The organism is Bacillus sp. es.034 (assembly GCF_002563655.1).
Classification (GTDB): Bacteria; Bacillota; Bacilli; order Bacillales; family Bacillaceae_B; genus Rossellomorea.
Genome location: NZ_PDIY01000001.1, coordinates 547,501 through 562,478, shown reverse-complemented (window position 1 = coordinate 562,478; position 14,978 = coordinate 547,501). Strand labels below are relative to the sequence as shown.

13 protein-coding genes and 2 riboswitches (1 of these 15 running past the window's edge) are annotated in these 14,978 nt (G+C 44.4%); all 13 genes read left to right on the top strand.

Translation table 11 applies throughout. From position 1 onward, the window contains the following. Positions 1–3 precede the first annotated feature (3 nt). Positions 4–696 carry a hypothetical protein gene (locus ATG71_RS02775; RefSeq protein ID WP_098438413.1) on the top strand — a complete coding sequence of 231 codons (693 nt, stop codon included), beginning with the start codon at positions 4–6 and terminating at the stop codon, positions 694–696. Between the two features lie 18 nt (positions 697–714). Beyond that, the gene (locus tag ATG71_RS02770; RefSeq protein ID WP_098438412.1) at positions 715–1,122 is read left to right on the top strand and encodes a TadE/TadG family type IV pilus assembly protein; all 408 of its coding nucleotides are present in this window, start codon (positions 715–717) and stop codon (positions 1,120–1,122) included. After that, on the top strand, positions 1,112–1,807 hold the full coding sequence (locus ATG71_RS02765) for a Tad domain-containing protein (RefSeq protein WP_098438411.1): 696 nt from the start codon (positions 1,112–1,114) through the stop codon (positions 1,805–1,807). Before ATG71_RS02770 ends, ATG71_RS02765 begins: the two co-directional genes overlap by 11 nt. A gap of 20 nt (positions 1,808–1,827) precedes the next feature. After that, complete coding sequence (locus tag ATG71_RS02760) at positions 1,828–2,034, top strand: hypothetical protein (protein ID WP_098438410.1); 207 nt, start codon at positions 1,828–1,830, stop codon at positions 2,032–2,034. A 361-nt stretch (positions 2,035–2,395) separates the two neighbouring features. After that, entirely contained in the window at positions 2,396–3,865 is a 1,470-nt protein-coding gene (locus ATG71_RS02755; RefSeq protein ID WP_098438409.1) for a nicotinate phosphoribosyltransferase, read from the top strand. Positions 3,866–3,936: 71 nt separating this feature from the next. Next, positions 3,937–4,764 carry an ammonia-dependent NAD(+) synthetase gene (gene nadE / locus ATG71_RS02750; protein WP_098438408.1) on the top strand — a complete coding sequence of 276 codons (828 nt, stop codon included), beginning with the start codon at positions 3,937–3,939 and terminating at the stop codon, positions 4,762–4,764. A 227-nt stretch (positions 4,765–4,991) separates the two neighbouring features. Continuing rightward, entirely contained in the window at positions 4,992–5,948 is a 957-nt protein-coding gene (locus tag ATG71_RS02745) for an AAA family ATPase (RefSeq protein ID WP_034766072.1), read from the top strand. 186 nt (positions 5,949–6,134) lie between these two features. After that, positions 6,135–7,166: a DUF58 domain-containing protein gene (locus ATG71_RS02740; protein ID WP_286162896.1), complete on the top strand. Its 1,032-nt coding sequence runs from the start codon at positions 6,135–6,137 to the stop codon at positions 7,164–7,166. Further along, positions 7,163–9,367, top strand: a complete 2,205-nt coding sequence (locus tag ATG71_RS02735; RefSeq protein ID WP_098438406.1) for a transglutaminase TgpA family protein — start codon at positions 7,163–7,165, stop codon at positions 9,365–9,367. Before ATG71_RS02740 ends, ATG71_RS02735 begins: the two co-directional genes overlap by 4 nt. A gap of 39 nt (positions 9,368–9,406) precedes the next feature. Then, positions 9,407–9,508, top strand: a riboswitch (purine riboswitch). 129 nt (positions 9,509–9,637) lie between these two features. Then, a complete protein-coding gene (gene guaA / locus ATG71_RS02730; RefSeq protein ID WP_098438405.1) occupies positions 9,638–11,191 on the top strand; it encodes a glutamine-hydrolyzing GMP synthase in 1,554 nt (517 codons plus the stop codon). 171 nt (positions 11,192–11,362) lie between these two features. Further along, positions 11,363–11,464: riboswitch (purine riboswitch) on the top strand. A 108-nt stretch (positions 11,465–11,572) separates the two neighbouring features. Beyond that, positions 11,573–12,907 (top strand): NCS2 family permease, encoded by a 1,335-nt coding sequence (locus ATG71_RS02725; protein ID WP_098438404.1) that lies wholly within the window; start codon positions 11,573–11,575, stop codon positions 12,905–12,907. A 213-nt stretch (positions 12,908–13,120) separates the two neighbouring features. Further along, positions 13,121–13,963: a glucose PTS transporter transcription antiterminator GlcT gene (gene glcT / locus ATG71_RS02720; protein WP_098438403.1), complete on the top strand. Its 843-nt coding sequence runs from the start codon at positions 13,121–13,123 to the stop codon at positions 13,961–13,963. A gap of 178 nt (positions 13,964–14,141) precedes the next feature. Beyond that, positions 14,142–14,978 carry the start of a glucose-specific PTS transporter subunit IIBC gene (gene ptsG / locus ATG71_RS02715; RefSeq protein ID WP_098438402.1) on the top strand. It continues 1,233 nt past the right edge of the window, so the window shows 837 of its 2,070 coding nt (coding positions 1–837); it begins with the start codon at positions 14,142–14,144; its stop codon lies beyond the right edge, outside the window.

Sequence of the window (14,978 nt, the reverse complement as noted above, 5' to 3'; positions counted from 1 at the left end):
AATATGGATAAGCCAATAAGATACACTTTCTCATTTATCGGGGAAAGGTTTGAAAAGATTTTAGTGATCATTCTATGTGTGCAATTACCTTTATTGTTATTGCATTCTCTTATTACGAATTATATCTACGCTGTTACTCCCAACGTAGGGACAATCTATTCTGTAGCGGATATTTATTATGCTCTATTTACCATTCTGTTTTTCATTTACGCTCAAATTCCATTTGTGAAATATACGTTCAACGAATTAGAAGGCAGGGAGAATTCTCTGCGAAACGCTTTATATACTTTTGTAGTAAAGGGCTTTCCTATTTTTCTCTTTGCTTGCCTCATCAGCATTCTATCAATAATAGGTTTTGCATTTTTTATTATTCCAGGGATTGTGATTATGGCTGTGTTCATCACGGCTCCAATCATTGCAATAGTAGACAACAAATCGGTATGGAAGTCTATTAAAGAAGCAGGTCTTTTGTTCAAAAAGAAGTTTGTTAAGATTATTCTGCTTCTATTACTATGGGGAATCATAGAGATGGTCGTAGGGATCGTTTTGAACGGGCTTATCTTAAATATTACTTCTTCATACGCGGCGATAGCAGGCGTGCAAATGATTACCAATATGATATTCTACCCTGTTTTTTTAGTGCTATTAACAACCTACACATTAAAGTGGAGAGCAGGATTACGCAAACTTGTGTAGCGAGGATGTGAGAAGGTTATGTTTAAGCTAAAAGAAAAATTGAAAAGTGAAGAAGGTTCCTCCACTATTGAATTCCTAGGAATCCTCCCATTTATCCTGCTGGTCGTCATGATTGCATGGCAGCTCATCGTAAGCGTACAAGCAGTCGTGGTTGCTCAATCGGCAGCAAACGAAGCTGCCAAAGTGTATTCCATTACCGAAGATTCGGTTGAGGCGACGGAAGCAGCGAAAAGAATCGTCAATGCCGGGGGATCGTATTTAACCTTTTCAGGAGCGTCTGGTATGGCGAATAAGGATTTTACTACGAGTGTTGAGGTGGAGATTGACCTAGTGTTTCTTCCGAAGAAGATCTTCCCTGGGAGGACAACTCCGTCTATATCTTTTACTTCTACAGCCTCTGGCAAGGTGATTAAAAATGAGAGCTAGGTTTAAAGCATCTCTTCAGGAGGAACGAGGGAATGCGGCGCTCTTTATGATAGGGTTACTGAGTATCATGATGGTCCTTTTTGTCTTTGTCTTTAACCTTTCCAAGATCTTCGCGGTGAAGGAAGAAGCCAATACAACCGCGCAGCAGGCAAGTTTAGCGGCTACGTCCGTCCTTTACGATCAATTGGACGAGGCTATTGAAGAATATGAGAAGGGAATTATCGGTACAGTAGATTCATATCCAGAATCTATCGAACAGAAGATTGAAAAAAAGGAAACCCAGTTAAGATCTGATGCTGATTATAATGATTATTCAGAAAATGAAATCAAGCTGGAAGCAATGGACATTGTTTTGACGGATGAATTACGACATGGAATCGGAAAAAAAGATCTGGATCGTAAATTAGGACAAGAAATCTATAATGGTATTTTACCTGACATGGAATCTCAGGCTAAATCGACCATATTAGAAAATGATGGAAACCTAACAGATGCCACTCTTACGATAAAAGACGGACAAGTATTTGTACATGCTTCAAACACCATGGAAGGAACCGCTTTTAAAGGTTTTTTTCAAGACATCAAAGAAGATCTGTTTCAAACCTCGGCTGGGCCCAAAGTGGACTTTATTGAAGAGCTTTCAAACTTTCATAATAAAGAGGTAGAACGATCCCTGGATTATTAAATATGACTGGAGGAATAAAGATGTCTAAAAAAGAAAAGCGCTGGAGAAGGTTCTATTTATTCCTGATGATTTTCTTTTATGTGGTATACGTCCCGGTCTCAGTACTGGAATGGCTGCTGGGTGATGGAAGTATGCCCGTTACGGCCGTAGTAGTAGGGATTGCGTTACCGTATATGAGAAAAAATCATCTTCATCAGATTCAGATGAAAGAAGGGACAGGTGCTTAAAGGTTAATAATACCTTTCTAAGTGAGTTTCTTCTTGCTTTTTAGTGTAACGTTTGTTTTATCCAAGTATAATAATATAAATTTCTTGCCGCTATGTAACATCTATTAGCGGTTTTTAAATGCTCAATTTGTTGTTGTGGAGAGTGCTGGCTTACTTATTTTTCAGAAGGGGTTTGGAGGGATTATTAGGTATTGCGTTTTTTTAGATCTCTCTCATATATTATTGAAACCTTTAATCAAACGTTTGTTTAAATGTTTCCCCCCCATAACCCTAATCATTCGATATCCCACCCAATATTGGTTAAAATAGAAAAGACTCAATCATGTTCAACAATTGGCTATAGCTTAAAGGAGAGAAATACATGACGAACTATGCAGATGATAGTTTAGCGTTGCATACAGATTTGTATCAGATAAATATGACGAAGGCGTATTGGGATGATGATTTCCATAATCGAAAGGCTGTTTTTGAAGTGTTCTTTCGAAAGCTGCCTTTTGGCAATGGATATGCGGTATTTGCAGGGCTTGAGCGGATCATTGATTATGTGAAAAATTTTCATTTCTCGGAAAGTGATATCGAGTACTTACGGGAGTTGGGGTATGAGGAGGCATTCCTTGAATATCTGGCGGAGCTTCGTTTTACTGGGACGATCCGGTCCATGCAGGAAGGGGAGGTTGCATTCGGGAATGTCCCCCTTGTTCGTGTGGAGGCGCCTCTTGCTCAGGCTCAGTTATTGGAGACGGCAATCTTGAATATCGTGAACTACCAGACGTTGATTGCGACGAAGGCGAACCGGATCAAGCAGGTGGTAGAGGATGAAGTGGTGATGGAGTTCGGGACGAGACGTGCCCATGAGCTGGATGCAGCCATTTGGGGAACCCGTGCTGCGTATATCGGCGGCTTTGATGCGACGAGTAATGTCCGGGCCGGGAAGTTATTCGGTATGCCTGTTTCCGGAACCCACTCACATGCCATGGTCCAGGCTTACCGAGATGAGTATCAGGCGTTTCACAAGTATGCAGAGAGCCATAAGGATTGTGTGTTCCTCGTGGATACGTATGATACGTTAAAGTCCGGTGTCCCGACAGCGATTAAAGTAGCGAAGGAGCTTGGCGATAAGATCAACTTCAAAGGGATCCGCCTTGATAGCGGCGACATGGCGTACCAATCGAAGATCGCCCGCAAGATGCTTGATGATGCAGGATTTAAGGATACGAAAATCATTGCTTCTAATGATCTAGACGAATATACAATTCTGAACTTGAAGGCTCAAGGGGCACAGATTGATGTATGGGGTGTCGGAACGAAGCTGATCACGGCATACGACCAGCCCGCTTTGGGTGCCGTTTATAAGCTCGTGTCCATTGAAAATGAGTCAGGTGAAATGGAAGACACGATCAAAATTTCGAGCAATGCCGAAAAAGTTTCAACTCCCGGGATGAAAAGGGTTTACCGCATCGTCAATACGGTTAATCATAAATCAGAGGGCGAATATATTGCCCTGGAGCATGAACACCCTGAAAGTCAGGAACGGTTGAAAATGTTCCACCCTGTTCATACGTATATCAGTAAGTTCGTCACGAATTTTGAAGCGAGGGAACTTCATGTGGAGGTCTTCAAGGACGGTGAGCTGGTGTATGATACACCTCCACTAGAGGATATGAGAAGCTTTGTGAATGAAAATCTTGAATTGTTATGGGATGAATATAAGCGTTCCATGAATCCGGAAGAGTACCCTGTGGATTTAAGTGAAGAGTGCTGGAACAATAAGATGGATCTGATTCACCGTGTAAAAGCCGAAGTGAAAGAAAAACATAGCGGAAATTGGTAAGTTTGCCTGTGAATGGGTAAGATAAAAAGATATAATATGATGTAATAAAACCTAACATGGAGTGTGAAAACATGGATTCTCTTCAAAAACAAATCGTAGAAGAAATGATGGTCTCCCCGGAAATCAATCCCCAGGAAGAAATCCGTCGCAGCGTCGACTTTATGAAGGCTTACTTGAAGAAGCATTCATTTATGAAAAGTCTGGTCCTCGGAATCTCAGGAGGTCAGGACTCTACTTTATTAGGTAAACTTGCACAGATGGCCATTGATGAAATGAATCAGGAATCCGGTTCATCGGATTATGCTTTTTATGCCGTCAGACTTCCTTACGGGGAACAGGGAGATGCCCAGGATGCCATTGATGCCGTGGATTTCATCAACCCGAGCGTGTCGATGACGGTCAATGTTCAACCCGCAGTCGATGCAAGCGTCGAAACGTTGAAGAAAAATGGGATCGAGCTTTCCGACTTTGTCAAAGGGAACGAAAAGGCGCGTGAACGGATGAAGGTGCAATTTGCCATAGCCGCCATGAAAAATGGCGTGGTGCTCGGTACGGATCACTCTGCTGAAGCAGTCACCGGCTTCTACACCAAATACGGCGATGGAGCGGCAGATCTCGTCCCCCTTTTCCGCCTGAACAAGCGTCAAGGGAGAGCACTTTTGATCGAGCTCGGCTGTCCGGAGCACTTATACAATAAGAAACCGACAGCGGACCTTGAGGAAGAGCGCCCGTCGCTCCCGGACGAAGAAGCCCTTGGCGTGACGTACGATCAGCTGGACGATTACCTGGAAGGGAAAGAAGTACCCGCTGAAGCCAGGAAAACCATTGAAGGTCATTACCTGAAAACACAGCATAAACGTCATCTGCCGGTCACGGTGTTTGATGATTTTTGGAAATAGTCAAGTGGAAAAGCCGATTCTCGTATAATGGAGAATCGGCTTTTTAAATTGAATGGCAGCAAGATGCCTCTACAAAAATTGGAACAGTCCATCACCTCGATGACCTTCATATCCTACCAATTCCCCAAAAATTATCTACCAATTTCCCATTTTATAGAGGATTTTCGACTTTTTAAACGAAAGTAGTAATAGTTAAAGATGAGTTTGAATCATTCAGGAGGGGTACGATGTCACATGAAACAGTGAATCCAAAGTTACAAAGTATCATTGATAATATAGAGAAAGTCATGATCGGGAAGAGGAAGGTAGCAGAACTGAGCATTGTTTCCCTGCTTGCCGGGGGACATGTTTTGCTTGAAGATGTTCCGGGTGTAGGGAAGACGATGATGGTTCGCGCATTGGCGAAATCGGTGGGAGCAAGCTTTAAGCGAATTCAGTTTACGCCGGACCTACTGCCTTCCGATGTGATCGGGGTATCGATTTATAATCCGAAAGAGATGGAATTTAATTTCAGACCTGGACCGATCATGGGGAACATCATTCTTGCGGATGAAATCAACCGTACATCACCGAAGACGCAGTCCGCTTTGCTTGAAGGTATGGAAGAGAGCAGCGTCACGATTGACGGGATGACCCGGAAGCTTGATAAGCCGTTCTTCGTTATGGCGACACAGAATCCGATTGAATATGAAGGGACGTATCCGCTTCCGGAAGCACAGCTTGACCGATTCCTATTGAAGATGAAGATGGGGTATCCGGAACCGGAAGAAGAGATGGAAGTCCTTCACCGCGCCCAGCGGACTCCGCCGATCGATGAATTGGAGCCCGTTATGACCCTTGAGGAATTGAGATATATCCAAGGGGATGTGAAGGAAGTATTGGTGGATGACACCATTAAGAAGTACATTGTGGAGATTGCGAACCGTACGAGGATCCATGCGAATGTGTATCTGGGTGCGAGTCCCCGTGGATCGATTGCCCTGATGAAGGCTTGCCAGGCCTATGCCTATTTAAGAGGCAGGGATTATGTAGTTCCTGATGATGTTCAATTCCTGGCGCCTTTCGTGTTTTCTCACCGTATCATTATGAAATCGGAAGCGAGATACGAAGGGATTACCCCTGAAGAAGTGGTGGAGAGAGTCATGGCGCGAATACCGGTCCCGGTACAAAGGCTTGTGAGATAGATGAAGACGAAACTTCAATTTCTTAAACCACTAGGGAAGTTTTTGCTCCTTCTTATTCTGATGGGCGTGACTTTTTCGTATGCGATGTTTCAAGGTGGGTTTGTGAGCTGGTTTTTGTTCTATAGTTTTTTGCCATTTTCCCTTTACTCAGTTTTTGTGTTCTTATATCCGTTATCGGAGTTTTATGTGGAGCGGAGTTTTGAATCTGCTGAGTACAAGGCCGGGGACGAACTGAAGGTGACGATCACCCTGACCCGGAAGCTGCCTTTTCCTCTGTTTTATTTGGTATTGGAGGATGTGGTGACAGATTCTGTCTTTCATCAGTCTGGTTTACAAAAGGCGAAAGCGATGATTCATCCCGGATTCAGAAGACGGATCAAGCTGACCTATTATATCGATGAGCTTCCACGTGGGGAACATATCTTTACTAAAGTCAGGTTCAAAACAGGTGATTTCTTTGGTGTTTTCGAAAAGGAAGCCACGGTGGATTGCGTGGACAGGCTACTCGTGTACCCGTCGATCGTCGATGTCCCATATCGACCGCTTGAGAATCGATATGACCAGGGGATGACGACTTCGAGTGTGAAGATCCAAAAGGATACGACCATGGCGACGGGTATCCGTGAGTATCAACCGGGTGACCGCTTTTCGTGGATTCATTGGAAGACCTTTGCAAGGACCAATGAGCTGATGACGAAGGAGTTTGAGGAACGTCAGTCCCATGACGTCCTCATTGTTCTCGACAGGGAGTCCTCGCAAGCGTTTGAAGCGATGGTGACCTTTACGGCTTCGATGATCAGGTCCATCGTCAAAAAAGGGGCTCAGGTCAGCCTGGTTTCAATTGGTGGAGATCATGTTTCATTTCCCATCCGGGGCGGGGATGAGCATTTGAGTCAGCTGAATTATCACTTGGCGAAAGTGAGGCAGGACAGCCCGTTTGCTCTGGGGAAAGTCCTGCAGGGGGCGGGATTGAACTATTCTCAATCAGCGGCGGTGCTATTCGTGACCTCATCCGTCTCGAAAAAAATGATCATGAGCGTGAATGAGTATGCGAAGCGGAACAGCTCTGTCGTCATCTTTTTGGTTAAGAGGGTGGGGGATTCGTACACGGCAGAGGAGAAATCGCTTAAAGCCTATGCCTCCTCCCGCGGCATTCGTTTGCAGGTATGCTTTGAAGGCGACTTCTCGTCGGCATTTCTGGAGGTGAAACGGGCATGAGGCAAGAAACTCCGCATTCATTTTTTAAGGTCGTGATTTATTTATTTGGTTTTTTCCTTTTATGGGAGTGGTTAAAACCACTTAAAGTGGTGACGGACACAGCGAGTCTGACCTATTTTATCGTCTTTATCGCCTTGGCCCTCACCCTGTCTTATTTCCGGATTCATTATGCTATCACGGCATGTGTGAAAATCCTTTTTATTCTGTACAGTCTGCATGGATTGTACTATAAGGGCTCTTTTTTCTCTCCCAAGTGGTTCAGGGAGTTCAGCTATGACTTATGGGAGAATGTAGGGCTGACCCTCGGGTGGGAATGGCCAAGTTTGTCTTTTGAGTACAGAAGCCTGTTGTTCTTTGTGCTACTGTGGCTGATGACGTACTTGATCCATTACTGGCTATCTGTTCGAAAAACGATTCTTCTGTTTTATGTGATGACGGTCACTTATGTGTGTTTGATTGATACTTTCACGGTTTACGAAGGGGATAAATCGATTATACGCGTCGTCTTTTTCGGCTTTCTCCTCATGGGATTACTGGCCCTTGAAAGGCTGGTGCAAAGAGAGAAGCTCCTTGGTTCCAAGATGAGCCGCCATCGCTGGATCGTTCCACTGACGGTGATGCTTGGGATCAGCTCTGTGGTTGCTTTTGCAGCTCCTAAAGCCGACCCGATCTGGCCGGACCCTGTCCCGTATCTTCAATCCTTTTCTGAAGGTGCCGGTGGAAGTGGTGTCAACAAGATTGGCTACGATTCGGATGATACTAAGCTTGGGGGTCCCTTTGTCGGTGATCCCACGGTCATTTTCAATGCAGAGGTGACGCGGGAGCATTACTGGAAAATTGAATCGAAGGATTTATATACGGGGAAAGGTTGGGAGCAGTCCATTTCTGACGATCAAAAGGAACCACTCACGTTTGATCCGGGGAAAAAGGTTCCGATCCCTTCACCCCAATCGGATGAAGAGCGGGACCTGGAAAGTGAGAAGGTCATGGTCGAGCGTACCTATTCCCATGTCGCTTATCCTTACGGGGTGGAAACGATCAACGGGAATGATAATGGGTATTTCAGCTTCAATCCCATAGATGAAAAAGTGACGAGTTATAAAGAAGCCGATGAAACGGTTAAGCTTGAAGAGTATGAGCTGTCCTACCGCTCCCCGTCCTATTCTCAGAAAAAGATGAAGGCGGCCAATGAAGAGCAGGAGATCATGCAGGTACCTGAGTTTGTCGATCGCTACACCCAGCTGCCTGATACGACTCCCCAGCGTGTCAAGGACCTGGCCGTTGAAATCACTTCGGAAGAGGATAATTGGTATGACAAAGTAAGGGCGATCGAGCAATATTTTTCAAAAGAAGCGTATGTATACGATCAGTTCGATGTACCGGTTCCTGAAGAAGGGCAGGATTATGTGGATCAGTTCCTGTTTGAAACGCAGCGCGGTTACTGTGATAATTTCTCTACTTCCATGGTGGTCCTGGTCCGCTCGCTCGGGATCCCGGCAAGATGGGCTAAAGGCTATACAGAAGGGAAATACAGCAGGCAGGTGGATTCGACATATAAACTATATGAAGTATCGAACAACAATGCCCATTCATGGGTAGAGGTATTCTTCCCGGAAGTGGGCTGGGTTCCGTTTGAGCCTACTGTCGGTTTCAGCAACAATGTTTCTTATCAGTATGACCTTGATATACCAGACACTGATAATAGTGAAGTCCCTATCCCGGAGAAAAAGGAAGCGCCGAAACAACCCCTGCAGCCTGAAGAAGATACCGCATCTTCCGGCGATGGTTTTTCTTTATCGAAGCTGTGGGATGACATCACGTCATTCATAGCGGACAATTGGGGCAAGATCGTGATGGGAACCATTCTCCTCATCATCATTGGGATTGCATTATTCCTTTTGAGAAGACGCTGGATGCCGTATGTCCTGATTTTCTACTACCGCAGGAAGTCTTCAGATGACGTATTCTCGGAAGCCTATCTGTCCCTCATGAAACAATTGGAAAGATACGGATTGAAAATGGATGACGGTCAGACATTACGGGGCTATTCCAGATATATCGATCAGTTCTTCGGTACCCGTGAAATGACCAGTTTGACCAATAATTATGAACGGATATTATACGGTCAGAGCCCAACATCAGAAGATTGGACGAAGATGAGGGAATTATGGGAAAATTTAATTAAAAGGACAACCGGTTGACCCGGTTGATTACAAAGTATAAAATGATGTCAAATTCAAATAGCGTTCGTTAGCATCCTTCGTATATCCTCGATAATACGGTTCGAAAGTATCTACCCGGTCACCTTAAATGACTGGACTATGAAGGCAGTGTTCTTAGTTGACATCCGTGTATGCAAAAAACTAGAATTCTGCCTTTTTTTAAGGCGAAGTCTAGTTTTTTTTATATTTTTTTTGGAATGCTAACAACAATAGATGGTAGTAGGTAAATAAACTGAAGAGGTGAACTGAATGCTTGGTAAAGAAGAATTGCACAATCAGGAAATGATCGTCGTTTTGGACTTTGGAAGTCAATACAATCAATTAATCACGCGAAGAATTCGTGAATTTGGTGTTTATAGTGAGCTCCATCCGCATACAGTTACCCTTGAAGAAATCCAGGAAATCAATCCGACGGGGATCATCTTCTCCGGCGGTCCGAACAGTGTGTATGGTGAAGATTCTTTCCGTTGCGATGAGCGCATCTTTGATCTTGATATTCCGATTCTCGGTATCTGCTATGGCATGCAGCTTATGACGATGCACTTTGGCGGTAAAGTGGAACGCGCAAAGCATCGTGAGTATGGGAAGGCAGCGATCAATATTGAGAAGCAGTCTAAAATATTCTCAAATCTTCCCGAAGAGCAAGTCGTATGGATGAGTCATGGGGATCTTGTAGTCGAAGCTCCTGCAGGATTCGATGTGAACGCAACGAATCCATCTTGCCCGATCGCTTCTATGAGTAACGAGGAAAAAGGGTTATATGCAGTACAATTCCACCCTGAAGTACGACACTCAGAACACGGAAACGAAATGCTGAAGAACTTCGTATTCGAAGTGTGTGGGTGTACCGGCGACTGGTCCATGGAGAACTTCATCGAAATGGAAATGGACAAGATCCGCCAAACAGTTGGTGATAAAAAAGTTCTTTGTGCACTAAGCGGAGGGGTCGATTCATCCGTCGTGGCAGTCTTGATCCACAAAGCAATCGGTGATCAACTGACATGTATCTTCGTCGATCACGGACTTCTACGAAAAGGCGAGGCAGACAGCGTCATGAAGACATTCGCTGACGGCTTTAATATGAACGTCATTAAAGTGGATGCCCAGGATCGTTTCTTAAATAAACTAAAAGGTATATCCGATCCTGAGCAAAAACGTAAGATCATCGGAAATGAATTCATTTACGTGTTTGACGATGAAGCGACGAAGCTTAAAGGCATCGAATACCTTGCACAAGGTACGTTATATACAGACATCATTGAAAGCGGAACGGCGACTGCGCAAACGATCAAGTCCCACCACAATGTCGGCGGGCTTCCTGAAGACATGCAGTTCACACTGATCGAGCCTCTGAACACATTATTCAAAGATGAAGTGCGCGCGTTAGGTTCTGAACTTGGTATTCCGGATGAAATCGTATGGCGCCAACCATTCCCGGGACCGGGTCTTGGTATCCGTGTGTTGGGTGAAATCTCTGAACAAAAGCTTGAAATCGTCCGTGAGTCTGATCATATCCTTCGTGATGAAATCAAAAAGGCTGGACTGGACCGTGACATCTGGCAATATTTCACCGTTCTTCCTGACATCCGAAGCGTCGGTGTCATGGGTGACGCCAGAACCTATGACTACACAATCGGTATCCGTGCCGTGACGTCCATCGATGGAATGACGTCCGATTGGGCACGCATCCCATGGGATGTTCTTGAGAAGATTTCCACCCGCATCGTGAACGAAGTCGATCATATCAACCGCGTGGTGTATGATGTGACGAGTAAGCCACCTGCAACGATTGAGTGGGAATAATGGAATAGAGAGTTGTAAAGCTGACAGGTTTCTTCCGTTCGACAAAGACGGAGGGTACCTGTCGTTTTTTGTATTAAACGAACATTAAAACAAAAAAACTATAATAATGTTCGTATTTTGTATTGACGGACTCATTTCCCGTTGGTACAATAGTACTGTAATCATAACAAAACATTATAAAAAGTATTACGTCGTATAATTTCGGGAATAAGGCCCGAGCGTTTCTACCAAGCTACCGTAAATGGCTTGACTACGAGGTGATGGACGATAGGACCATTTTTTTAGCGCCTATCGATCTGGATCTTAACAGTCAAAGCCTTGAACTCTGGTAGTTCGAGGTTTTTTTATTTTCTACGGCGACTCTATAGGAGGAGTACAAGAATGAGGAATTTTTTTCAGTTTGACCAGTTAGGAACGAATTATAAAAGGGAGATCATCGGGGGATTGACCACCTTCCTATCGATGGCCTATATCTTGATCGTCAACCCGCTTACGTTGACCCTTCAATCCGTGCCGGATCTGCCGGACAGTATGAGAATGGATTACGGTGCAGTGTTTGTGGCAACAGCATTGGCTGCGGCCATCGGGTCGTTGATCATGGGATTGATCGCAAAATATCCGATTGCTCTCGCACCAGGGATGGGCTTGAATGCCTTCTTCGCATACACGGTCGTATTAACAATGGGTGTACCTTGGCAATCGGCTTTAACGGGAGTGTTGATTTCCGGACTGATATTCATTGCCTTGACACTATCGGGCATCCGGGAAAAAATCATTAACTCGATCCCCGCCGAATTGAAATACGCCGTAGGAGCGGGAATCGGACTGTTCATTACCTTCATCGGCTTTCAAAACGCAGGCATCATCGTCAACAACGATGCCGTATTAGTGGGACTTGGAGACTTAACAAAGGGAACCACGCTACTTGCGATTTTCGGGATTATCATCACGGTCATTTTAATGACAAGAGGTGTTAAAGGCGGGATTTTCATCGGGATGGTCGTAACGGCTGTCGTGGGAATGATCGCCGGTCTTATCGATACACCGGAAAGAGTAGTGGACGCGGCACCAAGTCTTGCTCCGACATTCGGGGCAGCGCTGGAACCACTATTCAATGATGCAGGAAGTATCTTCACGATCCAGATGCTTGTAGTCATCCTGACGTTCTTATTCGTCGATTTCTTTGATACGGCGGGTACCCTCGTGGCGGTAGCCAATCAGGCAGGCTTGATGAAAGAGAACAAATTACCCCGTGCAGGAAAAGCGTTATTCGCGGATTCTTGTGCAACGGTAGTCGGCGCTATCTTAGGAACATCCACCACAACGTCTTATATTGAATCATCTGCAGGGGTTGCCGCAGGAGCAAGGACAGGATTCGCATCCGTTGTGACTGCCATCCTGTTCGTCCTTTCGATTTTCTTCTTCCCGTTACTTGCCGTCATCACATCGGCCGTGACGGCGCCAGCCTTGATCATTGTTGGGGTACTGATGGTTTCGTCATTAGGTGAAATCGACTGGAAGAAATTCGAGGTAGCTGTACCGGCATTCCTGACAATCGTCGCCATGCCCCTTACGTACAGTATTGCAACAGGTATCGCCATCGGATTCATCTTCTATCCGATAACGATGATCATGAAAGGTCGCGGGAAAGAAATCCATCCAATCATGTACTTCCTGTTTGTGATCTTTGTAATGTACTTTATCTTCCTGGTATAAGAATAGGCAATCATCAGAAGCTGATCTCTTGCAGATCAGCTTCTTTTTGGTTTTTATCGGAGAAAGTGTAGAAAATAAATAAAGGGAATAGCGACAAAGGTAGAGAAAGTAGTACTAAGGTAAGAAGTATCAATTGAAAAAAGAGTCAGTTTTCGTTAGAATCATGGAATCGGGTAATGTCGAAAATGGTCGAATATATAGGGAGAATTGAGTATGTCTACTTTAAATGTAAAAAAAGTCTTAAATAACAACGTATTGATTGCCGTTCACGAGAGCTACGGTGAAGTCGTGCTGATCGGGAAGGGGATAGGGTTCAACCGGAAAAAGGGTGATCCCATTCAAAATGATATTGCCGAAAAGATGTTTGTCCTAAAAGGGGAAAAAGAACAGGAGCAGTACAAAAACCTTCTTCCTTTTCTAAATGAGGACATGTCAAACGTCATTATCTCTGCCATCGAATTGATCAGGAAAAGAACCAATTCATTCCTTAACGAGCACATCCATATCGCCCTTACAGACCATATTCTATTTGCCATTAACCGATTGATGAGAGGGATGGAAATCAGGAATCCGTTTCTGGTGGAAACGAGAACACTTTACCCTTTTGAATATGAAATTGCGAAAGAAGTCGTCGGCATGATCAATGATATGACCGATGTGCATCTGCCTGAAGGGGAAGTGGGGTTCATTGCCCTTCATATACACAGCGCCATGATGAACAAGGATCTTTCCGAAGTGAACCAGCATTCTCAGTTGATCAGTCGTCTAATAGGGATGATCGAACAACAGCTGGACGTTGAAATCAATAAAGAAAGCGTCGATTATATGAGGCTTATTCGACATATCCGTTATACAATTGAACGGGTTTTACGGGGAGAAAGAGTAGAAGAACCAGAAAAAATAGCAAAACTGTTGAAAGAAGAATATCCGGTCTGCTATAATCTATCATGGAAGCTGATTAAGATGATGCAGCAAACATTGCAGAAACCCGTGTACGATGCAGAGGCAGTATACCTCACGATGCATCTTCAACGGATTCAAAATAAAGTGAATTAATGTACTTATCTTTCTTACGTGTTACTGATTCGATCAGGCATGAGTGAAGAAGATAATTGAAACGTATATTTTGGGGTAGTCTATCCATATACGTTCATTATCCTCTTTTCTCATGCCTTTTTTGTTTGGCGCAATCATCTAATTAGTCGAAAAAAGAAAATAAAGGGAGGAAACTCATATGTTTAAAAAGGCTTTTGGTGTACTACAAAAAGTCGGTAAAGCATTAATGCTTCCAGTTGCGATCTTACCAGCAGCAGGACTTTTACTAGCGTTTGGTAATGCCCTTCAAAATCCAACGCTTCTAGACATTGCCCCATTCCTTAATAACGGCGGCGTTGAAACCGTTGCCAGCGTAATGGAACAAGCGGGTGGAATTATCTTCGGAAACTTGGCGCTGCTCTTCGCAGTCGGTGTTGCCATCGGTCTCGCCGGTGGAGAAGGGGTGGCCGGTTTAGCGGCTATCGTTGGTTTCCTTATCATGAACGTAACGATGGGTACAGTAGAAGGATTAGGTATTCCTGATGTTACAGGTGATAACGTAGATCCGGCATTTGCGATGGTTCTCGGTATCCCAACCCTACAAACAGGTGTATTCGGCGGTATCATCGTCGGGATCCTGGCTGCGTCCATGTACAATCGTTTCTATCAAATCGAACTTCCTTCATACTTAGGATTCTTCGCAGGTAAACGATTTGTGCCAATTGCAACAGCAGCATCTTCAGTAGTATTAGGGTTATTGATGCTATTGATTTGGCCGCCGATTCAAGATGGTCTTAACACATTCTCAAACTTTATGCTTGGTGAAAACAGAGCCTTTGCAGCATTTGTATTCGGTGTAATTGAACGTTCACTTATTCCATTTGGTTTACACCACATTTTCTATGCTCCATTCTGGTTCGAATTCGGTTCTTACACATCTGCAGCGGGAGACGTTGTACGTGGGGACCAGGCAATCTTTATGAAACAAATTCAAGATGGTGTACAAGACCTTACAGCCGGTACATTCATGACAGGT